Below are 26,319 nucleotides of genomic sequence, written 5' to 3'. Positions count from 1 at the left end.
GCGGAGCAGGAGAGTTCGTCGCGCTCCGGGACGCGTGACGCTGCGGGGGAGCGCGTTCGAACGTCCTCCCGTCGGTCTACTTCGTCGCGCCCAGCGTCATCCCCTCGATGATCCGTCGACCGACCCAGAGGTACAAGACGAGGATCGGGAGGACCGTGACAGCGATGCCCGCAAACATGCCACCCCAGTTCATACCGTTGTACTGCATCTGCTGGAGATACCCGAGCAAAGCCAGGGGGAGGGTCTGGAGCTCCTGGGACTGCAAGAAGACGAGCGCGAAGAACGTCTCCCCCCAGTGGCCGATCACGTTCAGGATGACGAGCGTGATAAGCCCGGGCCGCGCGAGCGGGAGCATGACGCGCCAGAACGTGAGTGCCGGCGTGGCGCCGTCCAGGGCGGCCGCCTCTTCGAGTTCGACAGGCAGCGTGCGGAAGAACCCGGTGAGGAAGAACACCGCGAACGGAAGTGAGGTTCCGACGTAGATGATCAGGAGCCCGAACAGGTTGTTGACCAAGCCGATCGGGGCGAGCATTGCGAACATCGGGAGGAAGATGGCCTGGGCGGGGATCCCGACGCAGATCGCGAACAATGAGGTCAGCGGATTCGCTGCGCGATTGCTGAAGCGGCTCAGCGCGTATGCGGCTGGTGCCGCGAAGAGAATCGTGAAGAAGGCCGTACCCAGCGTCAGTACGACCGAATTGAACGTGGCCACGCCGAAGTTGCCGGTGGACCACGCCAGGGCGAAGTTCTCCCAATGCAGTTGGGTCGGCAATGCCCACGGCTGGTTGAGGATGTCGCGGCTTTCTTTGAACGCCGACATGAGGAGCCAGGCCAGCATCGCCACATTGGCGATGACGACGATCGCGACGATGGGCGTGCTGAGCACTCGTTGGAGACGGCTGGCAACGGCCGGCTTGCGCACGCGCCGTCTGCGACGTGCGTCCGGGACGACCGCAGTGACGGTGTCGTTGAGGGTCATGATCCGTCCTTCTAATTGCAGTGGGTGAGGCAGTCCGTCACATCTCGATGCTCTCGCGCCGCATGATGCGGCGGATGAGCACGACGAGAACGCCGATCAGAGCGAGCATGACCAGGGCGCTCGCCGCGCCACGGCCATAGCTAGGGATGCCTGCGGGGTTGAAAACGGATGCGTACGTGTAGAGAGCGATGGTCCAGGTTGCCGGGTCTGGCAGCCCGCTGGACGACCCGGCGATGGCCAGGATGAACTCGAAGGTCTTGAGCGCGTTGATCGTCCAGAGCACGGCGCAAACGGTGATGACGTCCCACGACAGCGGCAGTGTCACGTATCGGAATCGCTGCCACATGTTCGCCCCGGCCAAAGCGCAATCCTCGTAAAGGTAGGGAGGGATCTGGTCGGCTCCGGCGAGCAGGACAGTTGCGTAGAACCCTGTGCTGAACCAGATGATGCCGAGCAGGATCACTCCGAACCGGTTCTCTTGCGACAGCCATGCCGGCGGGTCGCTGATTCCGACCGACGTGAGGACCTCGTTGACGAGCCCATCCGCCTGGAAGAGGAAACCCCAGACGATCGAGAGGACGATGCCAGGGATGATCACGGGGAAGAAGACGACGGCGCGCGCGAACGCCCGACCTCGCCCGATCATGTCCTTCATCAGGGCCAGGAGGATGAAGCTGCCCGCGAAGACACCAGCTCCTGCGACCAGGACGACGAGACCGGAGTTCGTGAACGACTTCAAGAAGGTGGGGTCGCGGACCAGGTAGAGGTAGTTCTTCAACCCGACCCATTCCATCGGCCCGGCACCCGGCCAGTTCTGCAAGCTGATCCACGACGTGCCGACCAGCGGGATGAGCATCAGGACGGTGAACAGGATGAGGGCCGGCAGCACGAACGGCCAGAACAGCCGGCGTCGGGCTGCTTCGAACGAGCCGCGGCTCGGGCGTCGGGGCGTGCGCGCGGCGCGAACGGCAGACCGAGGCCCGCGGGCCGGGGCCGACGTGACGTCGGCCCCGGCCTGCGGGCGAGCCGCGGTGTGAGTCGTCACTGGTTGAGCTCCCAGTAGCTGATCGTCTGCTGCTTGATCTCGGCGATGAAGCCCTTGGCGTCGGTGCCGCCCGTGATGAGCTTCGTGACGAGCGGTTGGTACACCTTGGTCGCCCAGTCGCCGCCGTAGCTCTGCCCGATACCGTCATCGTCCAGGACGAGCTCGTCTGCCTGCTCGAGCGTGGCAGCGGCACCCTTCACCGCATCGGCCTCGATCACGTCGGCTCGTGCCGAGATGGTCGCCGTCGCGTCGGTGTACGCCTGCGCGCGATCCTTGCCGTACAGGTAGGCGATGAACTGCTGTGCCGCGTCGGCGTGGGCAGCTTTCGACGGGACCACCCAGCCGTACGCCGTCGTGGGTGCGTACGCGGCACCCGCCCCGTCGTCGGGGAATGCCAGGCTCGCGAAGTCGAATCCGTCGGCGGCGTTCGGCGCCGTCTCCCCGGGGAGCCACGAGCCGTTCAGGATGAAGTTGGCCTCCCCCGATGCCCACTTCTGCTGGATCGCGGGAAACTTGCTCGCGTTGTAGCCGTCGATGAAGTAGCCGCCGTCGACGAGGTCCTGAATGCGCTCGGCTGCTTCGAGGTAGCCCTCCTCATCCCACGTCGCGCCCGTCTTGTCGCCCGCGGCCTTGTTCAGCGCGCCGGGACCGAGACGGTGAAGGAGGAGGTTGTTGTACCAGTAAGCGTTGTAGCCGAGGATGTCGGCATCCAGGGCCAGCGGGGCCCCGAGATCCCGCGATTCGTCCAGCACCTCGACGAAGTCGTCCCACGTCGCGACGGCCTTGTTCGCGAGCTCCGGGAACCGAGCCGCGTCGTACCAGATGTCGTAGCTCGTCATTGTCCAGGGAATGACGACCTGGGCGCCGTCCTTGGACTGGCTGGCCTTCAGGTACGTCTGCGGGATGACATCACCGACGGTTTCGTCGCTCCCCGGGATCTTCAGGTCGAGCACCGCGGACAGATCCGCGGCCGTGCCACTGGCGACCATCACCGACTCGACCGCCCACAGCGGCCTGTCCGTGAGGTCTGCGGCGGGCGATGTCGCAAGCGTCGGCTGCAGCTTGGTCAGCACATCCCGCCCGACCCACTGCGCGTCGACGGTGATTCCGGTGTCTTTCTCGAAGTCCTCGATGATTCCGGCAAGTGCAACCTGTGCGGGCTCGCCTTCCTTGAACATCGACCAGTATGTGAACCCGTCGGACGTCGCTGCTTCGTCGCCTGAGGCGCCGCCGCCTGCACAACCGCTCAGCGCGACGGCGCCCACCGTAACGAGTGCAGCACCAATCCAAGCTCGGGTCTTGCGAGGGTGAAGTGTCATCTACGTAACTCTCTGTGAAGGGTCGGGGACGAGGTGTGACGCAGTTACGTCGTCAGCGGCGGTCGAGTACAGACCGAGGACACCCACACGCTCTCGACACCCATCGTCGCTGGCTTGCGCGGGGCGTGGTGCTGCCAGGCGGAGCGAGTTGGTTGATGCGTGAGATCTCCGTTGATCAGGATCGAACCGTCACGGTAAATAGTGCGCGTTTGCCTCAAACTGCCCAAGCGTTTGAACATTTATGCACAACAGGTGCCCAGACCTGGACGGGGCCGTCAGATATCCGCGGCCCCGGGCGGCACGAGGCGAGAACGCGGCTCGCCCGAATGGGGAGTCTTCAGACGGGGAGGCACCGCCGGAGCGCGCCGACCCGCGGACGACGCCGTCGGGATGCCGAGCGGCACGGCCCTGCGTCGGCCTGCCCGCGGCGGACCCCGCCGTTGTGCACGCCGAGGCGTCAGTACCGCCGCAGCAGCGCCGCCAGCGCCTGGCCGCCGCCGATGCACATCGTCACGACCGCGTACTCGAGGTCGCGGCGCTGCAGGTCGAGGGCCGCCCGCACCGTCAAGATGGCGCCTGTCGCGCCCACGGGGTGGCCCAGGGCGATCGCGCCTCCGTACGGGTTCACCTTCTCGGGGTCGAGTCCGGCGTCGCGGATCACGGCGACCGCTTGAGCGGCGAAGGCCTCGTTCAACTCGATCACGTCGACGTCGCCGGGGGTGAGCCCGGTCTGCTCCCACAGCCGTTGCAGCGCGAGCACGGGGGCGTAGCCCATGATCTCGGGGTCGACGCCCGCGGTCGTCACGGCCTCCAGGGTGACGAGGCCCGTCAAGCCGCGCTCGCGCACGTCGTCCTCGCGCATGAGCACGGTCGCAGCGGCGCCGTCGTTGATGCCCGACGAGTTGCCCGCCGTCACCGACCCGTCCTTCTCGAATGCCGGGCGCAGTCCCGCGAGCGCCTCCCTCGTGGTGCCGGGTCGCGGATGCTCGTCGACCGAGACCTCGACCGGCCGCTTACCGCCGGTGGTCACGGGCACGATCTCCTCGGCGAAGGCCGCGCGCGCGGCATCCGTCGCCGCCCTCCGCTGGCTCTCGACGGCGAAGGCGTCCTGCTCCTCGCGCGACACCCCGTATCGGGATGCCACGACCTCGGCCGTCGTGCCCATGTGCCGGCCGCTGAAGGGATCGGTCAGGATCGCCAGCGTCCCGTCGAGGAGGGTGCGGTCGCCGAGCCGGCTGTTGCCGCGGGCGCCGTAATCGAGGAAGGGCGTGCGCGACATGCTCTCGTCGCCGCCGGCGACCGCGACGTCGATGCCACGCCAGCGCAGTTCCTGCGCCGCCGACCAGATCGCCTGCAGGCCCGAACCGCAGAGGCGGTTCACCGTGAACGCGGGCACGCGGGTCGGCAGCCCCGCCGCGAGGGCCACGCGGCGAGCGTTGTAGGCGTCGGGGCCATTCTGGGCGATGCAGCCCATCACGACCTCGTCGACGGCGTCCTTGTCGACGCCCGCTCGCCGGAGAGCCTCGGTCACGGCCACGGCGCCGAGCTCGAAGGCATCGACGCCTGACAGCGCCCCGCCGAAGGAGCCGATGGGCGTGCGCGCCCCCGACACGACGACGATGCGCGGTGCGGTCATCAGCCCGCCGCCTCTTCGGGGCGCTCCTGGGCGTCGATCACGGCCGCGTCGGGGACGTACCCCGCGATGTGCCGCTCATCGGGGCCGACGTACTCCGACAGGGGCCGGATGAGGGCGTTCGACGCCTGCTGCTCACGGATGTGCGCCGTCCAGCCGGTGATGCGCGCGGCCACGAACAGGGGCGTGAAGGTGAGCGTGTCGAAGCCCAACAGCGCATACGCCGGACCCGAGGGGTAGTCGAGGTTGGGGTAGATGCCCTTCCGCTCCACGAACTGGCTCTCGAGCGCGTCGTACAGCGCGGCGACGTCGGGGCGGTCGTAGTGGGCGACGAGGGTGTCCAGCGCGGCCTTCATCGTGGGCACACGCGAGTCGCCGCGCTTGTACACGCGGTGACCGAAGCCCATGATCTTGCGCTTCTCGCCCAGGGCGGTGTCGAGCCAGGGGCCGACGTTCTCGGCCGAACCGATCTCGTCGAACACGTGCAGCACGGCCTCGTTGGCGCCGCCGTGCAGCGGCCCCTTGAGCGCGCCGATCGCCCCGACGACGGCGGAGTAGAGGTCGCTGAGCGTCGACGCGATCACGCGCGCGGTGAACGTCGAGGCGTTGAAGGAGTGCTCGGCGTACAGGATCATCGAGCGATTGAAGGCGTCGACGACGACGGGGTCGGACTCCTCGCCGAACGTCATCCAGAGGAAGTTCGCCGAGTAGTCCAGGTCGTCGCGGGGCTCGATGGGCTCCTCGCCCCGCCGGCGGCGCTGACCGTACGCGACCACGGCGGGCAGCTGCGCCCACAGACGGATGCTGCGCTCGAGGTTCTCTTCGGGGGTGCCCACGGCATCCATCACGTTCGCGATGCCCGCGGTCTCGCGCGCGCCGATCACGCTCACGGCCGTCCGCACCTCATCCATCGGGTGCGCCGAGGTGGGCAGCAGGTCGATCGCGGCGCGGACGTCGTCGGGCAGCGCCCGGTGCTGACGCTCGGTCCGGCGCAGGGCGTCGAGCTGCGCGGCATCCGGAAGCTCACCGTTCCACAGCAGGTACGCCACCGCCTCGAACGGCTGCGTCGCGGCGAGCTCCTGCACGGGGTACCCGCGGTACAGCAGGCTGTTGGTGTCGGGGTTGACCTTGCTGATGGCGGTCTCGTCGACCGTGACGCCGGCGAGGCCTTTCTTGATGTCGGTCATCGTCTCTCCCTCGAGTCGTGCTCGGTTCTACTCTGTCTCACCCCGGCCGCCTGCCGGCAACCCACCCGTGTCCCACTTGGTGCAGAAAACAGGCGCTGAACCTGCACGGAGTGGGACACCCCGCCGTCGCGAACCCGCCCGTGTCCCACTTCGAGCAGAAAACAGGCGCATAACCTGCACGGAGTGGGACACGCTGGCCTGCCGCCGCCTCAGCGCTCGACGGTGAAGTCGAACACGTCGGCGTCGAAGCGCGTGTAGCCCTCGTAGTCGATGAGGTCGTACAGGTCGGCGCGGTGCTGCATCTCGCCGAGCTGCTCGCGCAGGTGCCCCTCGGATGCCAGGGCGTCCAGGCCCCGACCGGCGGCGCCCATCGCGAGGCGCAGCAGCGACACCGGCCAGATGACCAGGTTCACCCCGGCGTCCTGCAGCTGGGCGGTGGAGAACAGCTCGCTCTTGCCGAACTCGGTCATGTTGGCCAGGATCGGCACGTCCAGCGCGGTGCGCATCGCCTCGAACTCGCCGAGATCGCGCATCGCCTCGGGGAAGATCGCGTCGGCGCCGGCGTCGACCAGGGCCTTCGCGCGGTCGATCGCGGCATCCAGCCCCTCGACGGCCCGCACGTCGGTGCGCGCCATGATGAGGAAGTCGGGGTCGCGCCGGGCATCGACCGCCGCACGGATGCGCTTGATCGCGGTGTCCGCATCCACCACGCTCTTGCCGTCGAGATGGCCGCAGCGCTTCGGATTGACCTGGTCCTCGATGTGCGTGCCGGCGAGCCCCGCGTCTTCGAGCGTCTGGATGGTGCGGGCCACGTTCATCGGCTCACCGAACCCGGTGTCGGCGTCGATGATGGCCGGCAGCTCCGTCATGCGCGCGATCTGCTGCCCGCGTCCGGCGACCTCGGTGAGGGTCGTCAGGCCGATGTCGGGCAGGCCCAGGTCGGCCGAGATGACGGCCCCCGAGATGTAGACGCCGTCGAAGCCCTTGCGCTCGATGAGCCGAGCCGACAGCGGGTTGAAGGCTCCCGGCATCCGCACGAGTTCTCCGGATGCCAGCTTCTCGCGCAGCGCGCGACGCTTCTGCTGCGGGGTGGTCTGGGCGTACAGCATCAGCGGGCTCCCTCGGGGGTGTGGAGCTCGCGCACCGGCGGCTCGGGCTTCTCGGGCGCGCATCCGCCGCCGCGCATCAGAACAGCCCCTTCGGGGCGGGGGCCAGGGCCAGCACGCCGGGCTTCGCCACGATCGTGAGCTGCATGACTTCGGCCGGGGTCAGTTCGGGCAGACGCTGCACGAGCTCGAGGAAGCGCTCGATCTCCTCCGACTGCAGCACCGGTTCGGCGAGCGTGCGGAACTTGCGGATGTAGTCCTCACGCGCGAACGGACGGGCACCGAGCGGGTGGGCGTCGGCGACGGCGATCTCGTCCTGCACCGTCGAACCGTCGATCAGCGTGATGACGACGCGGCCGCCGAACGCCTTCTCGTTCGGATCCTCCGAGTGGTAGCGGCGCGTCCACTCGGCATCCTCGGCCGTGGTGACCTTGTGCCAGAGGGCCACCGTGTCGTCCCGGCCCGCGCGCTCCGGCGCATAGGAGTCGACGTGATGCCACGCGCCGTCCTGCAGGGCGACGGCGAAGATGTACGGGATCGAGTGGTCGAGCGTCTCGCGCGACGCGGTCGGGTCGTACTTCTGCGGGTCGTTCGCCCCCGAGCCGATCACGTAGTGCGTGTGGTGGCTGGTGTGCAGCACGATGGATGCCACGTTCGCGGGGTCGCGCAGGTCGGGACGCTCCGTGCCCAGGCGGCGGGCCAGGTCGATCCAGGCCTGCGCCTGGTACTCGGCCGAGTGCTCCTTCGTGTACGAGTCGAGGATGCCGCGCTTGCTCTCGCCCTCGCCGGGCAGCGGCACGTCGTACGAGGCCTGGGGGCCGTCGAGCATCCACGCGATGACGCCGTCTTCGCCCTCGTAGATGGGCGAGGGACTGGTCTCGCCGCGCATCGCCCGGTCGACGGCCTCGATCGCCATCTTCCCCGCGAAGGCGGGGGCGTGCGCCTTCCACGTCGAGATCTCGCCCTTGCGCGACTGGCGCGTGGCGGTGGTGGTGTGCAGGGCCTGACCGATGGCCTGGTAGATCGTCTCCTGATCCAGGTCGAGCAGGGTGCCGATACCGGCGGCCGCGGCGGGGCCGAGGTGGGCGACGTGGTCGATCTTGTGCTTGTGCAGCGAGATCGCGCGCACGAGGTCGATCTGGATCTCGTACGCCGTGGCCAGGGCGCGCACCACGGCGGCGCCGTCACGTCCGGTGTGCTGCGCGACGGCGAGCACGGGCGGGATGTTGTCGCCCGGGTGCGAGTAGTCGGCGGCGAGGAAGGTGTCGTGGTAGTCGAGCTCGCGCACGGCCACCCCGTTGGCCCACGCGGCCCATTCGGGGCTGGAGCGGCGTTCGAGCGCGCAGCCGAACACCGTGGCGCCGGATCCGCCGATCGACACGGCGTGATCGAGTGCCTGCTGGCGCGCGGCGCTGACCGGCTGCCGCGTGATCGACGCGGCGGCGACGGCGGCGTTGTCGATGAGGCGGTTCACGATCATGTCAATCACGTCGTCGTCGACCGCGACGGCGTCGGTGGCGACCCGGGCGAGCGCCCAGGCGAGCTGTCCCTCGCGAGCGAGGTTCTCGTCGCTGCGGTGTACGCGCACGTGGTGGGTGATCGTCATGAGGGGTCCTCCGTGAGGGCTTCGAGGATGGTGGTGAGGGCGTTGTGCAGGTGCACGTGGGTGGCGTGGGCGGCGAGTTCGGGATCGCCGGCGCCGATCGCTCGCGCGATCAGTTCATGCTCCCCGGCGGAGGCCGAGAGGCGGAGGGGGTTGTCGCGCGCCATGCGCCGCACGCGCACGAGGTGGGTGCGGACGCTGCGGAGGGCCGCGGAGAGGTAGGGGTTGGCGACGGCGTCGTCGATCCGGGCGTCGAAGCGCGCGATGAGGGAGTAGTACGCGTCGGCATCGGCGGTGTCGACGGCGGCGAACTCGCCGGCGAGCGCCGTGAAGAGGCGACCGTCGCCCCGAACCGTGGCGCTGCGCGCCGCCTGGGTCTCGAGGGCGCGGCGGAGTTCGAACAGAGCCCGGATGTCGTCGGCGTCGATCCCGGCCACGACGGTGACGCGCGGCGAGGCCTGGGCGACGAGACCATCGGATGCCAGCCGACGTAACGCCTCGCGCAGGGGGGTGCGACTGACACCGAGGCGGGTGGACTGCTCCACCTCGCCGAGGACGGTTCCGGGGGCGAGAGCGCCCGTCTGGATCTCGTCGAGGAGGGTCGCGTAGGCCCGTTCTCCTGCTCGCATACCGCACCCCCTCGTCGTGTATACATTACGCGCCGTTTGGACGGATGGCCAGCCGACAGGAGCCCCCTGGGTATACACACGGCGTCGCCAGCGCGCGGCATCGCGGCCGCCCTCTCGCACACCGCCGCACCGCTCGGCATCCGCTCGACTCACCGTCCGTGGGGCGCGGATCCGCACTGGCGCCCCCGCCCGCCGCGCTGCCACACTGGGCGCATGCTCGTCACAACCATGAACGATGTCCCCGGCCGCCAGATCGTCGAGGTGTACGGCGAGGTGACCGGCCTCACCGTGCGCGCCCGCAACATCGGCGTGCAGTTCGGCGCCGGCCTCAAGTCGATCTTCGGCGGCGAGCTCGAGGGCCTCACGAAGCAGCTGCAGCAGAGCCGCGACGAGGCCAAGCAGCGCCTCGTCGAGCAGGCGCAGGCCCTGGGCGCCGACGCGGTCATCGCGATGCGATTCGACACGAGCGAGGTCGCGCAGAACTTCCAGGAGGTCGTCGCCTACGGCACGGCCGTGAAGCTGGCCTGATCCCGCCGCACCCGTCGCGCTCCTTACGCGCGAGGTGCCGGATTGTGTCGCTGAGGTGGTCGCGCGAGCGACGATCTTCGGCGACTCACGCGCTTCGTTGCCACGACTCCAGGGTCGTCGGAATGGATGCCAGGGTCGCCAGCGACGCGTCACGGTCGGCGCGCGCGAGGGTGAGCCCGGCCACCACGAGCGAGGCGCAGACCGCGGCGAGGGCGTCCACGGCATCCGGGGTCAGATCCGGGCGACGATCGGCGACCGCCGCGCGGATGGCGGAGCGCATCTCTGCCGCGTAGTCCGACACGAGGGTGCGCACCTCGGCGTCGTCGGTGGCGAGCGGCGACGAACCGGCGTTGAGCAACAGGCAGCCGAGTCGAGCCCGCGGGGTGTCGGCCTCGATCGCCGCGCGCATCTCGCCGACGTACGCCTCGAGGGCGCCGGGGTCTCCCCCGCCCAGGGGACGCAGGCGCGTGCGCACGATGTCGTCGAGGTAGCCCGCGAGCACGGCGTCGAACAGACCGCGTTTGCTGCCGAAGGCGTGGTAGATGCTCGAGCGGGTGAGGCCGGTCGCCTCTTCGAGCTCGGCGATGCCCGCCTCGGCGTAGCCGCGCCGCCAGAATACGTCGCGCGCGGCGTCGATCACGACGGAGCGCTCGAAGCTCGGCATCCTGCCCATGGGTGTCCTTCTCTCGCGCCGCTCACGAACTCCCGGGTTGCGGTCTCAGACCCGAGGTCTATATTAGACCGGTCGTTACAAAATAACCACAGGAGGAATCATGCGCGCAGTCATCCACCACGAGTTCGGCGAGCCGGCCGACGTCGTCGGCGTCGAAGAGGTCGAGAACCCGACCCCCGGCCCCGGCCAGGTGCGCCTGCGCGTGCTCCTGTCGCCCATCCACAACCACGACCTGTGGACCATCCGCGGCACCTACGGCTTCAAGCCCGAGCTGCCCGCGCGCGCCGGCACCGAAGCCGTCGGCGTGATCGAAGAGCTCGGCGAGGGCGTCGAGGGCCTGACCGTCGGTCAGCGCGTCGCCACCGGCGGCACCTTCGGCGTGTGGGCCGAGCAGGTCGTCGCCCAGGCCGCCGGGCTCATCCCCGTCGCCGAGGGGCTGTCCGACGAGGTCGCCTCGCAGCTCGTATCGATGCCCTTCAGCGCCATCAGCCTGCTGCACTCGCTCGACCTGAAGCCCGGCGATTGGATCGTGCAGAACACCGCCAACGGCGCCGTCGGCCGCATGGTCGCGCAGATCGCCCGGGCGCGCGGCGTCAACGTCGTCGGTCTGGTGCGTCGCCAGAGCGCCGTCGACGAGCTCGCCGCGCAGGGCATCGACAACGTCGTGTCGACCGACACCGACGACTGGCGCGACAAGGCCCTCGCCCTCGTCGGCGACGGAAAGGTCGTCGCGGGCGTCGACTCCGTCGGCGGATCCGCCGCGGGTCAGGTGCTGTCGCTGCTCAGCGAGAACGGCACCCTCGTGATCTTCGGCTCGATGGGCGCGGGCACGCTCGAGCTCGGCGCCGGCGACCTCATCTTCCGTCAGGCCACCGTGAAGGGCTTCTGGGGCAGCGTCGTCAGCAAGACGATGGATGCCGAGACCCGCGGCGCCCTGTTCGGCGAGCTGTCGCGCTACCTCGCCGACGGCACCCTGACGCTCCCCGTCGCCGCCACCTTCGGCCTCGACGACATCGTCGAAGCCGTCACCGCGAGCGACGCCCCGCGCGTGGGCAAGGTGCTGCTGCGCCCGTGACCCGGTAGCGCCGCGGTGCCCGCCCTCGCGGGGGCACCGCGGCGCGCCCGCCCCGCGTGCTCGCCCCGCGCCCGCCCTCGCGCCGTCCGAACCCGACGTTGAGTGTCCAGGACACGCCGCACCGCGCACCGGGGACACGGCGTGTCTTGGACACTCAACGGTTCTTACCCGCCCGGGCGGCGGCGAGACGCCCCACCCCCCACGCCCCCACGCCCGCGCCCAAATACGCGGCCGAGCCCGCGCCCGCCCCCACGCCGCCCAAACCCGACGTTTCAGTGTCCAGAACACGCCGCACCGCGCACCGAGGACGCGGCGTGTCTTGGACACTCAACGGTTCTCACCCGCACGGGCGACGGCGAGACGCCTCACGCGCCGCGCGAAGCCTCCAGCGCCGCGGCCAGCGCGTCGATCGCGGGACGTTGGCCCTTCACGAGGGCGTCGCGGGCGGCATCCAGGCCCATCCATTCGACGCGGTCGACCTCGGGGAACGCGGCCGTTTTTCCCGAGCGCGGTGGCCAGACCATCTCGAAGGTGCCGAACGTGAAGCCGGATGCCGTGAACCCGGCGCCGTCGCCCGCGAACACGACGACCTTCTTGCCCGACGAGTACGCGAACGTGCCGAGCTCGGCCCACGGCGTCTCGGGCGGTTCGACACCGAGCTCCTCGCGGAACTCACGGTGGGCGGCATCCAGAGCGCCCTCGGTCTCGGGGTCGAACTCCCCCTTGGGGATCGACCACGCGCCCGCGTCCTTCTTCGCCCAGAAGGGCCCGCCCATGTGCGCGACGAGCACCTCGGGCGCCGGGGTCAGCCGGTACAGCAGCAGCCCCGCGCTCCAGGCGACCATCAGGCCGTCGCCACCGGCACGCGGGCGGCCTCGTCGGCGATCACGTCGGCACGTTTGCGGAACGTGCGGGCGGTGACGCGGTCGAGGGCGATCTGCCCGCGCATCTTCTCCGCCTTCTCGTACAGCGACGGGCCCCCGAAGCCGGTGAGCACCTTCACGAGCACGGGGAGCAGCTCGATCATGAAGAACAGCGCCGCGATCAGGTAGTGCGCCCAGCGCAGGGCGGGCTCGCGGTCCGACAGGCGCTCGAGGGCCGTGATCTGGCTGAGCAGTCCGACGGCGCCCGCGTTGCCGTCGGCGATCGACGACGCGCGCGCGTTGTACGCGGCCAACGCCGACTCGTACTGGGTGCGGGCGGCGGGCAGCTGGTCTTCGGCCTGCTGTTTGTTCTGGTCGGCCGACGACGCTGCGGCCTCGGCGCCCGAGGTGTTGGCGGCGGCGAGGGTGGACTGCGCCTGCTGCAGCTGCGTCGACAGCGCGTCGTACGACGACTGCGCCTGGGCGAGCTGGGCTTGGGCGGCGTCGGAGCTCGCGCCGGTGCCGGCGAGACCGGTGCAACCGGGCACGGTGCCCGCGCCCTGGCCGGTGAGCTCGCACTGGTAGACCGCGCGCGCCTGGTCGATGACGCTCTGCTGAGCGGCGAGCTGCTGGGTGAGCTGGTCGACCGTCTGCTGCGCCGCGGCCGACTCGGCCGACGTCGACGAGGTACCGCTGACGATGCCGGTGGCCGCCTGGTTCTCGAGGGCCGACACCTGGGCGCTCGCGGCGTCGAGGGCCTGCTTCTCGGGACCGCTGGTCACGGCATCCTGATCGGTCAACGCCTGGGTGACGTTCGTGGAGTTCACCTCGCGGGCGATGTCGTTCTGGAACACCTGCAGCACGAGCGGCTCGGCGACGACGATGCCGATGAGCGCCGCCATGATGATGCGGGGGAACGCGAGGCCGAGCAGGCGGAAGACGTTCTTCGTCGAGCGCATCGTCGAGGTGAGGAAGCGGTCGAGGTTGTAGATGATGAGGCCCCAGATCAGGGCCAGCGGGATCGCGAGGAAGATGCTGACGCGCACCCCGGTGAGCAGGGCGAACATCATCGACAGCGACGAGACGAGCGCCGTTCCCGCAAGCACCAGGAACATCTGCACGAAGCGCGGCACCTCTTCGGGAACCTCGTCGAGCACGTCGTTGTCGGCACCGCCGAGCACCGCCATCCGTCGCACGAGCGACAGGCGCGGGCGCCGCGGGTCGTGTCGGCGCAGGCGCGGCGGGCGGGGATCGGATGCCACCGGGGCGGCGACGGCGGCGGGCTCGCCGTTCGCGGAAGGCTCGTCGTGCGCTGCGGGCTCGTCGTGCGCGGAGGTCACCGCGTCGGCCTCGCGATCGAGCACGACCGTCTCGTCGGCGCCGGCGTCTGCGGCCGGGAGCGGGGTGGTCTCGCTCTCGGCGCCCGCGCGATCCGCTTCACGCGGCTCGGCGGGGCGGCGCTCGATCGGGAGCGTCGGGTCGTCGTCGGCGGGCGGGGCTCCCCACGGCTCTGACGTGTGGTCGTGCGGCGCGGGACGGGCCGCCGCGGTCTGCGCGGCGAGGATGTCGTCGAGGTACTGCGCGCGTTCCTCGTCCGTCGTGAACTCGATGCGACCGCCGGAGCCGAAGCGGCCGGGTCGTGGATCGGAAAAGGACATTCGATGAGGGTAAGACGCGTTCCTGTCGATCAGATGAGCGAGGCCGGGGGCGCGCGCGGGTCTCACAGCCCCGGAATGAGTCGGGCGGGCCGGACGCGAACGTCCGACCCGCCCGTACGGTCGTCAGACCAGGCGTTGCTTCGGCGAGACCTCGTACGTGTTCTCGGGGTCGGAGAACACCTCGTCGCCGAGCGCCGCGTCGATGGCGGCGAGCGTGTCGGCATCGAGGGTGACGCCCGACGCCTTGACCGTGTCGGCGAGCTGCTCGGGACGGGAGGCTCCGACCAGGGCCGCGGCGATGTTGGGGTTCTGCAGCACCCACGCGATCGCGAGCTGCGGCATGGCGAGCCCGGCCTCGTCGGCGATGGGCTTGAGGCGCTGCACGGCCTCGAGCGTGTCGTCGTTCAAGAAGCGCTTGATGAAGGTGGCGCCGCTCTTCTCGTCGGTGGCGCGCGAGCCCTCGGGCGCCGGCTGGCCCGGCAGGTACTTGCCGCTCAGCACGCCCTGCGCCATGGGCGACCAGACGATCTGCGAGATGCCGAGCTCTTCGCTGGCGGGAACCACCTTGCCCTCGATGACGCGCCACAGCATGGAGTACTGCGGCTGGTTCGAGATGAGCTGGATGCCGAGCTGCTTCGCCAGCGCGTGTCCCTCGCGCAGCTGCTCGGCGGTCCACTCGGACACACCGATGTAGAGGGCCTTACCCTGCCGCACCACGTCGGCGAAGGCCTGGAAGGTCTCTTCGAGCGGGGTCTCGTAGTCGAACCGGTGGGCCTGGTACAGGTCGACGTAGTCGGTGCCGAGGCGCTTCAGCGACCCGTTGATGGAGTCCATGATGTGCTTGCGGCTGAGCCCGGTGTCGTTCGGACCCGCGGGACCGGTGGGGAAGTACACCTTCGTGAAGATCTCGAGCGACTCGCGCCGCTGACCCTCGAGGGCCTTTCCGAGAACCGTCTCGGCCGCTCCGTTGGCGTAGCCGTCGGCGGTGTCGAACGTCGTGATGCCCGCGTCGAGCGCGGCGTGCACCGTCTTGATGGCCGCATCGTCTGCGACCTGCGACCCGTGCGTCACCCAGTTGCCGAGGGTGATCTCCGAGATCTTGAATCCACTGTTTCCGAGATAGCGATAACCGACCATCACTCCACGCTAGCCGCGGCCTCCGACACCGGGGCCCGAATCCCCTGGTGGCGAAATCGGCCCCGCGCACCGCGGTCCCGCGCACCGCGTCACAGGATGCCGAGCTCCATCGCCCGCGTGACGGCGCGGGTGCGGTCGGCGACGTCGAGCTTGGCGAACGCCTTGAGCAGGTGCGTCTTGATCGTCGCCTCGCCGAGGTGCAGGCGCACCCCGATCTCGCGGTTGCTGAGTCCCTGCGCGACGTGGCCGAGCACCTCGACCTCGCGGGCGGTGAGCGCAGGTCTCTCGGCGGGTCGCCCGGTCTGCGCGACGAGCACGCGCGCCACGCTCGGCGCGAGGGCCACCTCGCCGGCGGCCACGGCGCGGATCCCCGCCAGCAGCTCCTGCTCGGGCGCGGCTTTCAGCAGGTACCCGCTCGCCCCGGCGGCGATGGCCCGCACGACGACGTCGTCGCTCTCGTAGGTCGTCAGCACGATGATCCGCGCCGTCGGCACGCTCTCGCGCAGCATCGCCGTCGCCTCATCGCCGTCGCGGCGCGGCATCCGCATGTCCATCAGCACCACGTCGGGGCGTTCGCGCTCCACGACGGTCACCGCCTCGATCCCGTCGGCGGCCACGCCCACCACGCACATGTCGTCGGCGGCATCCAGGATGCCGGTGAGCCCGGCCCGCACGATCGGATGATCGTCGACGACCACCACGCGGATCACACGGCCGGTCACGCGCGCACCGCCGCGCGCGGAACGCGGGCCGTGAGCACCGTGGCCCCGGGGCTGCCGTCGATCAGCAGGTCACCGTCGAGGTGCCCGAGCCGCGCGCGGAGCCCCTCGAGCCCGAACCCCTGCGCCCGGGCGGCGGGGTGGAAGCCGGCGCCGTCGTCGGCGATGCGCAGTTCCACGCCGTCGTCGAGCTCGGTCAGCGTCACCTCGACACGTCGTGCGCCCGAGTGCCGGCGGGCGTTCGACAGGCCCTCCTGGGCGCACCTCAGCAGCGCGACCTCGCTCTCACGGTCGAGGCCCGTGACGGCGTCGGCGCGCAGGTCGATGCGCAGCCCCGATTCGCGGCCGAGACGGTCGACGAGCACCGTCAGGGCGGCGACCAGCCCCTCGCCGTGCGACACGGGCGCCCCGCCCGCGACGAGGGTGCGCGTCTCGGTGAGGGCCGCGCGCGCGGCCTCTTCGACCAGGCCGAGGGTGGAGTCGGCCAGGACGCCCGCCGCGAGCTCCCGGCGCGAGCGCTGAACGAGCAGCACCGTCCCCGCCAGCGTCTGCGCGATGGTGTCGTGGAGTTCGGCGGCCAGACGTCCACGCTCCTCGACGACGCCCGTATCGCGGTGCAGGGCGGCGAGTTCGTCCTGCGCGGCGGTGAGTCGATCGAGCAGGCCCTGGGTCTCGGCTGCGTGCCGGTAGACGGCGGTGAACCACAGACCGAGGCCGATGTTGCCGGCGAACGACGTCGCCTGGATGATCGCGGCGCGCTCCCACGCGCCGCCGTCGCCGCCCCAGGCCAGCGCGACGAGCACGAGCACGCTCGACAGGGCGGTCCAGGCGATCGCCGTGCGCCGGCGCGACGAGATCACCCAGAGCAGGGGGTACGCCGCGAACTGCAGCATCGCGATCCACGGCACGCACGCGATGGCCAGGGGAAGGAGCAGCAGCGTCGACACCGCCAGCCCCGTGGCGACCCGCGGCGCTCCCTGCTCGCTCAGCACGCGAGGGAGGGCGACGAGCACGAGCGCGGCGTGCACGACGACGGCTCCCAGCGCCACGAGCGCCGGCCCCCAGGGGACCGCCCCGACGACCCCGGCCACGAGGGCGATCGCGATGCCCACGGCACCCGCGATTGCGTAGACCAGGGTCCATCCGCGCACGGCCGAGGCCACGGCATCCGCCCGCTCCCGCTCCCCGTGCGGGCCATCGGTCCCAGTCGCTACGGCGCCACCGGAGGCGACGATTCCCGCGCCCCTCACGCGTCTTTCCGGATCCATCGGAACGTCGCCCGCACCACCGCGAGCCCCACGACGAGCCAGAGTCCCGTCACGAGCAGGATCAGCGGGTGCTCCCACGACCCCGACGGCTCGGCCGCGGCGAAGCCCTCGGGCAGGAAGACCGAGCGGAAGCCCTGCGCCAGCCACTTCAGCGGGAACACGCTCGCCACGTTCTGCAGCCACTCCGGCAGGGCGGCGAAGTTGATGTAGACCCCCGAGATGAACTGCAGAAGCAGCACGATCGGGATGACGACGCCCGTGGCGCTGCGACCGGTGCGCGGGAGGGCCGAGAGCCCGATGCCGAGGATCGCGCAGGTGGTGACGCCCAGCAGGAACACCCACGCGAAGGTCAGCCAGCGCTCCGGTTCGGTGGGCAGCGGCACGCCGAAGAAGACCGCCGCGACGACGATCAGCAGCACCGACTGCAGAAAGCCGGTCACCAGCACCTGCCCGAGCTTGCCGATGAAGTACGACACGGGGCTGAGCGGAGTGCCACCGAGGCGCTTGAGGGTGCCGTCGCTGCGTTCCATCGCGACGTCGATCGACATGTTCTGCAGACCCGACAGCAGCACGCCCGCGGCGAGCATGGCGGGCAGGTAGAACTGCGCGGCCTTCACCTCGTCGCCCGGGGGACCGAAGGTCTGCGCGTCGAAGGCGACGGCGAAGATCAGCAGGATCATCACGGGGAACAGGAAGGTGAAGAACACCGAGTCGCCCTGGCGGAAGTACGCGCGCACCTCGAACCCCACGCGTGCGGCACCGAGCCGCAGCACCCGGCTCACGCGGCACCCCCCGCAGCCGCGGTGCGGCGCTCATCGGCACCGAGGAACGACAGGTACACGTCTTCGAGGCTCGGGCGCACGACCTCGAGCCGCTCGGGTTCGCCGCCTCGGGCGTAGAGGGCCGCGACGAACGCGCCCGGGTCGTCGGTGCGCTGCTCGCGCGTCACCCCGCCCTCGCGCCACCGAACGAACGGCACGCGGGCGTCGGGTCCGCCGAGTTCGTCGATGCGGCCCACGGATGCCACCTGCCCGGCCACGATGATCGCCGCGCGCTCCGAGAGCTCGGCGGCCTCGTCGAGGTAGTGGGTCGTGAGCAGGATGGTGGTGCCCTCCGCTTGGAGCAGGCGGATGAGGTCCCAGAACTGCCGCCGCACCTCGGGATCGAAGCCCGTGGTGGGCTCGTCGAGGAACAGCAGCTCGGGGCGGCCGATGATCCCCAGCGCCACGTCGACGCGGCGACGCTGCCCGCCCGAGAGCTTGCGCACGCTGACCGTGGCCTTCTCGGTGAGACCGACCGCGGCGATGACCTCGTCGACGTCCCGCGGGCGCGGGTAGAACGAGGCGAAGTGGGCGAGGAGCTCGCGCACGGTCGCGGTCGGCACCTCGCCGGTGTTCTGCAGGACGATGCCGAGTCGCGCCTTCCAGTCGAGGCCCCCGCGGTGCGGGTCGACGCCGAGCACGCTCACCTCACCGCTCGTGCGGTCGCGGTAGCCCTCGAGGATCTCGATGACGGTGCTCTTGCCGGCGCCGTTGGGGCCGAGCACCGCGAACGTCTCGCCTCGTCGGATGTCGAAAGAGACCCCGCGCAGCGCTTCGACGCCTCCGCGGTAGGTCTTGCGCAGGTTCTGCACTCGCACGACGTGTTCGCTCATGCCCTCAGTCTGACCGCGCGCGGCACCGGCCGGGAACGACGGACCGGTGGACTCGGCATCCACCGATCGGTGGACGCGCGACCACCACCCCCACGCAGAAACGCCGATCCTGCGCATGAACGCTCAGCCAGCGGGTTTCTGCGCAGGAAGAGCGTTTATGCCCGGGGTTGCGAGAGCGCTCGACGGGCACCGCCGAACGCACGGGCGGGCGTCAGCCGACGGGCGTCGCCGCGGCGGCCACCGCGTCGTCTTCGGTCGCCACGAGCTGACCGCAGGCGCCGTCGATCTCTTTGCCGCGGGTGTCGCGGAGGGTCGTCGGAATGCCCGCGTCGTTCAACCGGCGCACGAACTCGTTCTGCACGGGCACCTCGGATGCCGTCCAGATCGACCCCGGAGTCGGGTTCAACGGGATCGGGTTCACGTGCACCCAGCCGCGACCTCGGGCGTTGAGCTTCTCGGCAAGAAGGTCGGCGCGCCAGGCGTGATCGTTCATGTCCTTGATCAGGGCGTACTCGATCGAGACACGGCGGCCGGTCTTGTCGAAGTAGTTGCGCGCGGCATCCAGTGCCTCGTCGACCTTCCACTTGGAGTTCACCGGGATGAGCTCGTCGCGCAGGTGGTCGTCGGGAGCGTGCAGCGACAGGGCGAACGTCACCGGGATGTCTTCGTCGGCGAGCTTCTTGATCGCGGGTACGAGTCCGACGGTCGAGACGGTGATGCCGCGGGCGCTCATGCCCAGGCCGTGGTCCTTGTCGACCATCACGCGCACGGCCTGCATGACCCGCGCGTAGTTGGCGAGCGGCTCGCCCATACCCATGAAGACGATGTTGCTGACGCGGTCGAGCGAGTGATCGTCGTGCTTCTTGCCGCCCAGGCCGCCGGCGGCGATGAGGGCGTTGGCCCGGACGATCTGCTCGATGATCTCGGCCGCCGACATGTTGCGGGTCAGACCCGCCTGGCCGGTGGCGCAGAAGGGGCAGTTCATGCCGCACCCGGCCTGGCTCGACACGCAGAGCGTGATGCGGCCGGGGTAGCGCATGAGCACCGACTCGACGAGCGCGCCGTCGTGCAGCTTCCAGAGGAACTTGATCGTGTCGCCGCGGTCGGTCTCGAGCCGGCGCACCTCGGTGAGCAGCGGCGGCAGCATTCCCGCGACGAGCTCTTCGCGACCGGATGCCGGCAGGTCGGTCATGTCGGCGGGGTCCGACGTGTAGTGCGTGAAGTAGTGCTTCTCGAGCTGCTTCGCGCGGAAGCCGGGCAGGCCCAGCTCCTTGGCCTTCTCGACCCGCTCCGCGGGGGTGAGGTCGGCGAGGTGCACGGGGGGCTTGCCGCGCTTCGGGCTGGCGAACTGCAGCAGCGGACGACCGGTCTCGTCTGTCGCCTGCTTCCATCCCTCGGTCGCGGGGCGCACCTGGCGGACGCGCGTCGACGGCGCGGGGCGCGTCTCGCGGATGCCGGTGTTCGCCGGGGCCCCCTCGGGGCGCACCTGCCGGGGCGTGGTGGAGCGCACGGGGGGCTGATCGGTCATGGTTTCCAGGTTACCCGGCGCGCCTGCACCGCGGCTGGACGCCCCCGCCCGAGAGCCGCGTGAGTCGCCAGGAATCGTCGCAGCGGACCCTCACCGGGCGACGAATTCCGGCGACTCACGCAGCAGCGCAGCGGGGGTGCTCAGGCGGATTGCGCCCGCGCGATGTGCAGAGCGAGGTAACCGACCTCCTCGTCGGAGATCTCCACCTCGTGCTCCTTGCGCACGAAGGCGCGCACGCGCTCGGCCGTGGCGACCGCCCGCGGGTGCTTCTGCGTCATGGTCGCGAAGAGCAGGTCGTCGTCCTGCCCGGCCAGGCGGCCCGAGAACAACCGCTCGGCGAAGAACTGCAGGTGGGTGAGGAACCGCCGGGTGTGCAGATCGTCGCCGTCGAGCGCCACGCCCCCGGAGTGCGTGACGATCGTGGTGATGTCCGACACCAGCCCCACCACGCGGATCGAATCGACCGCCGGACGCCCCACCTCGGAGTTGACGAGATGGAACGCGATGTTGGCGGCCTCCTCGTCGGGCAGGGCGACGCCGGTGCGCTCGCGCAGCAGCGCCAGCGCCCGTAGGCCCACCTCGTACTCGCCGGGGTAGACCGTCCGCACCTCCCACGCCAGGCGGTTGGTCACCTGCAGCCCCCGCCGTTGACGTTCCACGGCGAAGTGCAGGTGATCGGTGAGGGTCAGGTAGATGTGCGCATCGAGCTGGATGCCGGAGTTCTCGGCATCCAGCACGATGGCCCGGGTGAGCTCGACGAACTCCCCCGGAATCTGAGCCAGCAGCTCGACGAGGTTGCGCTGGTCGGCGTCGTCGAGGGCGACGAAGACGCGATCGGTCGCCTCGGGGGCGACGCTGTCGCCCTGCTTCGCGCCGAAACCGATGCCCTTGCCCAGCAGCACGCGCTCCACGCCGCGCTCGTCCTCGACGAGCACGACGCTGGAGTTCAGCACCTTCTTGATGATCTGCATGGGTGTCTCCGTCGACCCCGGGGAACGCGCATCGAGTGCGGCGGTCACTCCAGGTCGGCCCCGTTCGAGGAGATGACCTTCTGGTACCAGAAGAACGAGTCCTTGCGGCGCCGCTCCCCGGTCCCGTTGCCGAGGTCGTCCTGATCGACGTGGATGAAACCGTACCTCTTCGAGATCTGCGACGACGAGGCGCTGATGATGTCGATCGGGGCCCAGCTCGTGTAGCCGCGCAGGTCCACGCCCTCGTCGACGGCGCGGATCATCTCCGCGAAGTGCGAGCGGAAGTAGTCGATGCGGTACGGGTCGTGGATGCGCCCGTCGTCGGTCAGCTCGTCGCGCATGCCCAGACCGTTCTCGACGATGAACAGCGGCTTGCCGTAGCGGTCGTAGAGGTCGATGAGCGCGATGCGGAGCCCCACCGGATCGATCTGCCAGCCCCACTCGCTCGAGGCGAGGTACGGGTTCTTCACGCCCAGCACCGTGTTGCCGGGCGTGCGCTCGGCATCCGGACGCACCGACTCGGTGAGGGTCATGTAGTACGAGAACGAGATGTAGTCGACCGGGTGGTCGCGCAGCAGCTCGACGTCGCCGTCCTCGAAGGGGATGACGACACCCTGCCGCTCCAGCGCGTTCAGCGCGAGGCGCGGGTAGGCGCCGCCGGCCTGCACGTCGGTGCAGAGGTAGAGCATGCGCTCCTTCGCCTGGGTGGCGGCGACATCGTCGGGGTGACAGGTGTTCGGGTAGGTGGTGAGCATGGTGAGCATGCACCCCATCTCCGACGCGGGCCACATCTCGTGCAGCATGCGGGTGACCGACGCCGACGCCACGAACTGGTGGTGCAGAGCGGTGTAGCAGGCCTGCTCCAGCGACCCCTCGACGGTCTCGTCGATGATGCCGCCCGAGGTGAACGGGTGCCGGATGATGCCGTCGATCTCGTTGAACGACAGCCACAGGTCGACGAGGTGGCCGAAGCGCTCGAAGCACGTGCGCGAGAAGCGCTCGAACAGCGCGATCGTGCTCCGGTCGACCCACGCGTTGTTCTTCAGCGCGAGGGCGAGCGGCGGGTCGTAGTGCGACAGCGTGACGAGCGGACGGATGCCGAGACGGCGCATCTCCGTGAACAGGTCGAGGTAGAAGGCGATGCCCTCCTCGTTCGGTTCGAGCTCTTCGCCGGTCGGGTACAGGCGCGACCACGCGATCGACACGCGCAGCACCGAGAAGCCCATCTCGGCGAACAGCGCCAGGTCGTCGCGGTACCGGTGGTAGAAATCGATGCCCCGGCGCTTCGGGTAATACGCGATGTCGTCGTCGGCCATGGCCTCGCGGATGCTCTCCAGCGTGTGCTGGTGGTGCACCGCGTACTCACGCGGGTCGACGTGAGGCCGGTATTTCGCCACGTCGGAGACCGCGGGACCGCGACCCCCTTCGTTCCAGGCACCTTCGGCCTGGTTGGCGGCGAGGGCGCCGCCCCAGAGGAATCCGTCAGGCAATCCCATTCGCGGTCTCCTTCTCTTCGGTCGACAGGAGCGCGGCGCCCGCGGCGACGCGTCCCGTCACGAGGGGGGCGACGTCGTAGGCGTCGCCGTTGAGCACGACGACGGGCGTCGTGATGTCGAGGCCCGCGGCTTCGATGGCCGCGAGGTCGGCGATGAGCACGGGCTGGCCCGCGGTCACATGATCGCCCTGCGCGATGAGGGCGGTGAAGGGGACGCCTTCGAGGCGCACCGTGTCCAGGCCCACGTGCACGAGCACTTCGAGACCGTCGTCGCCGAGGATGCCGAGGGCATGGCGCGAGGGCAGCAGGCTCGACACGGTGCCGGTGATGGGCGCGCGCACCTCGCCGTCGGTGGGGCGGATGGCCACGCCCGGTCCGAGGATGCCGCCCGAGAACACCGGGTCGTCGACCTGATCGAGCGGAACGACCTCGCCGGTCATCGGGGCGATGATCCCGGCGTTCGAGACCGGGCCGGCGTCGGCTGCGGGCGCCGCGACCCCCGCCTGCTCGTCGAGCAGGCGCACCGTGGCGGAGTCGGAGTCCTTCCAGATCACCAGCGACACCGCGAACGACACGATCATCGCCACGAGGGCGCCGATGACGGCGTGCAGCAGGTTCCAGGGGTTGGCCATGTCGATGAACATCGAGATGCTCGCCGCTCCCGGGCTCACCAGGGCGAAGGCCGAGATGGCCGCGATGCCGAGGTACGCGCCGCCCACGAACGAACCGATGACGACCGAGATGATCGCGCGGCGGTTCTGCAGCGTCACGCCGTACAGCGCGGGCTCCGTGATACCGAAGAACGCCGAGATGCCCGACGAGATGGCGGTACCGCGCAGCGTCTTGTTCTTCGTGCGCACGGCGATGGCGAGGCTCGAGCCCGACTCGGCGAGGTTGTGAGCGAGCGAAGCGACGAGGTAGAAGCTCTCGCGACCGCTCGCGGCCATCGTGGCCACGGTGGGCGGGATGAAGGCCTTGTGCATGCCGACCGAGACGATGAAGGGCAGGGCTGCGGCCATGAGGGCGACGGCCACCCAGCCGAGGGTGCCGTACAGCCACAGCATCGCGCCGGTCAGGAGCGAGCCGAGCCAGAACCCGAGCGGGCCGAGCAGGAAGATCATGGCCGGGGCGACCACGACGAAGCAGATCAGCGGCACGAGGAACGTGCTGATGACGCTCGGGCTGACGCGGCGGGCGAAGCGCTCGACGACGGCGAGCAGCAGCACGGCCAGGATCGGGGGGAAGACCTGGGCGTTGTAGGCGATGGCGGGGACGGCGATGCCGAAGAGGGCGACGCCGCCTTCCTGCGTCAGCAGACCCGCGAAGGTCGGGAAGACGAGCAGTCCGACGATGCCGAGGGCCAGCGGGATGTTGGTGTCGAGCTTCTTCGCCGCGGTGTAGGTCACGAGCAGGGGCAGGAAGAAGAACACCGCATCGGGGATCGCGGTGAGCACCTGATAGGTCTGGTCGCTGGTCTGCAGCCACCCGAGGGCGACCGCGAGGATCAGGAACGACTTGAAGATTCCGGCGCCCGCGACGGCCGGGATGATCGGGGTGAAGACGCCGACCACGAAGTCCATCGCGATCGATCCGGCGCCCTTCCACGTCAGCTTCGGCTTCGCGGCATCCACGCGGGCCGCGGAGCGGGTTCCGCCCCCGCGCACCTTCTCGATCTCGCGGAAGTAGTCGGCCACGTTCGAGCCGATGATGACCTGGGTCTGGGTGCCGCGCACGACGCCGATCACGCCGGGGGTCGCCTTCAGCGCCACCTCGTCGGCCTTCGTCTCGTCGGTCAGGGTGAATCGCAGACGGGTCGAGCAGTGGTGCAGAGCGGCCACGTTGGCGGCTCCACCGACGTGCTCGAGAATGCTGCGCGCGCTGTCTGAGGTGGTCATCGACGTCCTTCCTTGGATCGACGGACACATCGACCGGGCGTCGGCGCCGCGGTCGCCGGGCACAAAAAAAGGACCCGAAGGCGGCGCTCTCGCACTGCTTTCGGATCCTGCCTGCATGACCAGTCACATGTCCGTCGGCGACTCTACACGAGTCCGCCGCCCGGCGCCCCGCGCGTGAGTCGCCCGGATTCGCCGCCCGGCACCGCCTCGCGGCGACGAATTCTGGCGACTCGCGCGCGACGTGCCGCTCTAAACTGCATCCCATGCCCGGTGCCGGTGATGCCCCCATCCCGCCCGGCGGCGTGCAGAAACTTCTGAACAACAACGTCGTCGTGGCGATCGACGCCGACGGCCGCGAGCGCGTGCTCATGGGACGCGGCATCGGCTTCCAGCTCAAGCACGAGGGGCACGTCGACCCCGCCAAGGTCGAGAAGACGTTCGTGCTCGACCAGGCCACCGACACCGCGCACGCGCAGAAGCTCCTCACCGACGCGCCCTACGCCCTGGTGCAGGCGGTGCTGCGCGCGGTCGACGAGGCCGAGCGCGAACTGGGCCGCGACCTCGGGCGTCGGCTGCCGCTCGCCGTCATCGACCACGTCAACTACGTCATCGAGCGCCTCGACCAGGGCATCCGCATCCCCGTCACCTCGATGCCCGAGCTGCGGATCCTCCACCCCGACGAATCGCGTGTCGCCGAGCGCATGGCGGCCTCGATCGCGGCATCCCTCGATCGCGACCTCCCGCGCGAAGAGGGCGTGTTCCTCACGATGCACCTGCTCAACGCGACGCGCGACGAGCCCAACGGCACCGCGGCCCTGCTGTTCCGGCGCGTGCAGCACGTCGTGCGCACGGTCGAGACGGGCCTCGGCGTCACCCTCGACACCGCCGGCCCCGACTACGCGCGGTTCATCCTGCACGTGCGGTTCCTGCTGCAGAGGCTCGTGGACCGCTCGATGCTCACGAGCGGCGACTCGTCGTTCTTCGAGTTCGCGAAGCACCGCTACCCCCGCGCCTTCGGCATCGCCGAGGCCGTGAAGGCCTACGTGCTCGCGGCGACGAGCTCGACCCTCACCGACGAGGAAGTGCTCTACCTGACCGTGCACGTCGAGCGATTGGCGACGAGCATGGGGCGCGCCGACACCTCTGGCGCACCCGACGCACCGGTGCTATAGTCACGGACGCAGGTTCACACCTGCCGACGATTTCCGGATTGTTACCGCGCGAGCGGGCAAGACCTGAATCCACATCGCTGACGAGCGATGAACGGATTCGGGTCTTTTTTATTGCCCGAAAACAATCCGGGTCGTCGCCACAGAACATTCGACGGGCCGCATGGATGCGGCGAAAGGCAGGC

Annotated in this window: 23 protein-coding genes; 3 read left to right on the top strand and 20 right to left on the bottom strand. The window is 69.9% G+C overall.

All coding sequences use genetic code 11. The features are described from left to right. Positions 1 to 76 precede the first annotated feature (76 nt). From IFU40_RS03610 to IFU40_RS03575, 8 genes are all read right to left on the bottom strand, one after another. Positions 77 to 979 carry a carbohydrate ABC transporter permease gene (locus tag IFU40_RS03610; protein ID WP_191925399.1) on the bottom strand — a complete coding sequence of 301 codons (903 nt, stop codon included), beginning with the start codon at positions 977 to 979 and terminating at the stop codon, positions 77 to 79. Positions 980 to 1,016: 37 nt separating this feature from the next. Next, positions 1,017 to 2,024: an ABC transporter permease subunit gene (locus IFU40_RS17155; protein ID WP_191925398.1), complete on the bottom strand. Its 1,008-nt coding sequence runs from the start codon at positions 2,022 to 2,024 to the stop codon at positions 1,017 to 1,019. Beyond that, the gene (locus IFU40_RS03600; protein WP_191925397.1) at positions 2,021 to 3,202 is read right to left on the bottom strand and encodes an ABC transporter substrate-binding protein; all 1,182 of its coding nucleotides are present in this window, start codon (positions 3,200 to 3,202) and stop codon (positions 2,021 to 2,023) included. The genes IFU40_RS17155 and IFU40_RS03600 overlap by 4 nt, the downstream gene beginning before the upstream one ends. A gap of 598 nt (positions 3,203 to 3,800) precedes the next feature. Then, complete coding sequence (locus tag IFU40_RS03595) at positions 3,801 to 4,979, bottom strand: thiolase family protein (RefSeq protein WP_191925396.1); 1,179 nt, start codon at positions 4,977 to 4,979, stop codon at positions 3,801 to 3,803. Further along, positions 4,979 to 6,163 (bottom strand): bifunctional 2-methylcitrate synthase/citrate synthase, encoded by a 1,185-nt coding sequence (locus tag IFU40_RS03590; RefSeq protein WP_191925395.1) that lies wholly within the window; start codon positions 6,161 to 6,163, stop codon positions 4,979 to 4,981. Before IFU40_RS03590 ends, IFU40_RS03595 begins: the two co-directional genes overlap by 1 nt. A gap of 209 nt (positions 6,164 to 6,372) precedes the next feature. Then, positions 6,373 to 7,272 (bottom strand): methylisocitrate lyase, encoded by a 900-nt coding sequence (gene prpB, locus IFU40_RS03585; protein WP_191925394.1) that lies wholly within the window; start codon positions 7,270 to 7,272, stop codon positions 6,373 to 6,375. Between the two features lie 76 nt (positions 7,273 to 7,348). Next, positions 7,349 to 8,875: an MmgE/PrpD family protein gene (locus tag IFU40_RS03580; protein WP_191925393.1), complete on the bottom strand. Its 1,527-nt coding sequence runs from the start codon at positions 8,873 to 8,875 to the stop codon at positions 7,349 to 7,351. Beyond that, entirely contained in the window at positions 8,872 to 9,501 is a 630-nt protein-coding gene (locus IFU40_RS03575) for a GntR family transcriptional regulator (RefSeq protein ID WP_055941018.1), read from the bottom strand. Before IFU40_RS03575 ends, IFU40_RS03580 begins: the two co-directional genes overlap by 4 nt. A gap of 213 nt (positions 9,502 to 9,714) precedes the next feature. On the opposite strand from IFU40_RS03575, the gene IFU40_RS03570 reads away from it, so the two are divergent. Continuing rightward, complete coding sequence (locus tag IFU40_RS03570) at positions 9,715 to 10,029, top strand: YbjQ family protein (protein ID WP_055832815.1); 315 nt, start codon at positions 9,715 to 9,717, stop codon at positions 10,027 to 10,029. 85 nt (positions 10,030 to 10,114) lie between these two features. Here IFU40_RS03570 and IFU40_RS03565 read toward each other — a convergent pair whose 3' ends face one another. Then, a complete protein-coding gene (locus IFU40_RS03565; RefSeq protein ID WP_191925392.1) occupies positions 10,115 to 10,702 on the bottom strand; it encodes a TetR/AcrR family transcriptional regulator in 588 nt (195 codons plus the stop codon). A 100-nt stretch (positions 10,703 to 10,802) separates the two neighbouring features. Between IFU40_RS03565 and IFU40_RS03560 the strand changes: the two genes are divergently transcribed. Further along, the gene (locus IFU40_RS03560) at positions 10,803 to 11,777 is read left to right on the top strand and encodes a zinc-binding dehydrogenase (protein ID WP_191925391.1); all 975 of its coding nucleotides are present in this window, start codon (positions 10,803 to 10,805) and stop codon (positions 11,775 to 11,777) included. 365 nt (positions 11,778 to 12,142) lie between these two features. On the opposite strand, the gene IFU40_RS03555 is transcribed toward IFU40_RS03560, so the two are convergent. The 11 genes from IFU40_RS03555 to IFU40_RS03505 form a co-directional block, all read right to left on the bottom strand. Then, positions 12,143 to 12,622: an NUDIX domain-containing protein gene (locus IFU40_RS03555; RefSeq protein WP_191925390.1), complete on the bottom strand. Its 480-nt coding sequence runs from the start codon at positions 12,620 to 12,622 to the stop codon at positions 12,143 to 12,145. Continuing rightward, complete coding sequence (locus IFU40_RS03550) at positions 12,622 to 14,298, bottom strand: DUF4407 domain-containing protein (RefSeq protein WP_191925389.1); 1,677 nt, start codon at positions 14,296 to 14,298, stop codon at positions 12,622 to 12,624. Before IFU40_RS03550 ends, IFU40_RS03555 begins: the two co-directional genes overlap by 1 nt. A 123-nt stretch (positions 14,299 to 14,421) precedes the next feature. Then, entirely contained in the window at positions 14,422 to 15,435 is a 1,014-nt protein-coding gene (locus IFU40_RS03545) for an aldo/keto reductase family protein (RefSeq protein ID WP_055832810.1), read from the bottom strand. Positions 15,436 to 15,524: 89 nt separating this feature from the next. After that, a complete protein-coding gene (locus IFU40_RS03540; RefSeq protein ID WP_342343465.1) occupies positions 15,525 to 16,157 on the bottom strand; it encodes a response regulator transcription factor in 633 nt (210 codons plus the stop codon). Continuing rightward, a complete protein-coding gene (locus IFU40_RS03535; protein WP_191925388.1) occupies positions 16,154 to 17,317 on the bottom strand; it encodes a histidine kinase in 1,164 nt (387 codons plus the stop codon). Before IFU40_RS03535 ends, IFU40_RS03540 begins: the two co-directional genes overlap by 4 nt. A gap of 83 nt (positions 17,318 to 17,400) precedes the next feature. Further along, the gene (locus IFU40_RS03530; RefSeq protein ID WP_342343464.1) at positions 17,401 to 18,204 is read right to left on the bottom strand and encodes an ABC transporter permease; all 804 of its coding nucleotides are present in this window, start codon (positions 18,202 to 18,204) and stop codon (positions 17,401 to 17,403) included. Next, positions 18,201 to 19,076 (bottom strand): ABC transporter ATP-binding protein, encoded by an 876-nt coding sequence (locus IFU40_RS03525; protein WP_191925387.1) that lies wholly within the window; start codon positions 19,074 to 19,076, stop codon positions 18,201 to 18,203. The genes IFU40_RS03530 and IFU40_RS03525 overlap by 4 nt, the downstream gene beginning before the upstream one ends. 211 nt (positions 19,077 to 19,287) lie before the next feature. Continuing rightward, positions 19,288 to 20,604, bottom strand: coding sequence for a 23S rRNA (adenine(2503)-C(2))-methyltransferase RlmN (gene rlmN / locus IFU40_RS03520; protein WP_194716732.1), 1,317 nt, complete (start codon positions 20,602 to 20,604; stop codon positions 19,288 to 19,290). A 140-nt stretch (positions 20,605 to 20,744) separates the two neighbouring features. Further along, positions 20,745 to 21,575: a PRD domain-containing protein gene (locus IFU40_RS03515; protein WP_055832807.1), complete on the bottom strand. Its 831-nt coding sequence runs from the start codon at positions 21,573 to 21,575 to the stop codon at positions 20,745 to 20,747. A 44-nt stretch (positions 21,576 to 21,619) separates the two neighbouring features. Beyond that, the gene (locus IFU40_RS03510) at positions 21,620 to 23,071 is read right to left on the bottom strand and encodes a family 1 glycosylhydrolase (protein ID WP_055832806.1); all 1,452 of its coding nucleotides are present in this window, start codon (positions 23,069 to 23,071) and stop codon (positions 21,620 to 21,622) included. Then, positions 23,058 to 24,965 (bottom strand): beta-glucoside-specific PTS transporter subunit IIABC, encoded by a 1,908-nt coding sequence (locus IFU40_RS03505; protein ID WP_191925386.1) that lies wholly within the window; start codon positions 24,963 to 24,965, stop codon positions 23,058 to 23,060. The genes IFU40_RS03510 and IFU40_RS03505 overlap by 14 nt, the downstream gene beginning before the upstream one ends. Before the next feature lie 263 nt (positions 24,966 to 25,228). On the opposite strand from IFU40_RS03505, the gene IFU40_RS03500 reads away from it, so the two are divergent. After that, complete coding sequence (locus IFU40_RS03500; RefSeq protein WP_191925385.1) at positions 25,229 to 26,137, top strand: PRD domain-containing protein; 909 nt, start codon at positions 25,229 to 25,231, stop codon at positions 26,135 to 26,137. The last annotated feature ends 182 nt before the right edge of the window (positions 26,138 to 26,319 follow it).

Source organism: Microbacterium sp. CFBP 13617 (assembly GCF_014839445.1).
Taxonomy (GTDB): Bacteria; Actinomycetota; Actinomycetes; order Actinomycetales; family Microbacteriaceae; genus Microbacterium.
The sequence above is the reverse complement of the archived record's forward strand: the minus strand, read 5'-3'. Positions and strand labels throughout refer to the sequence as shown.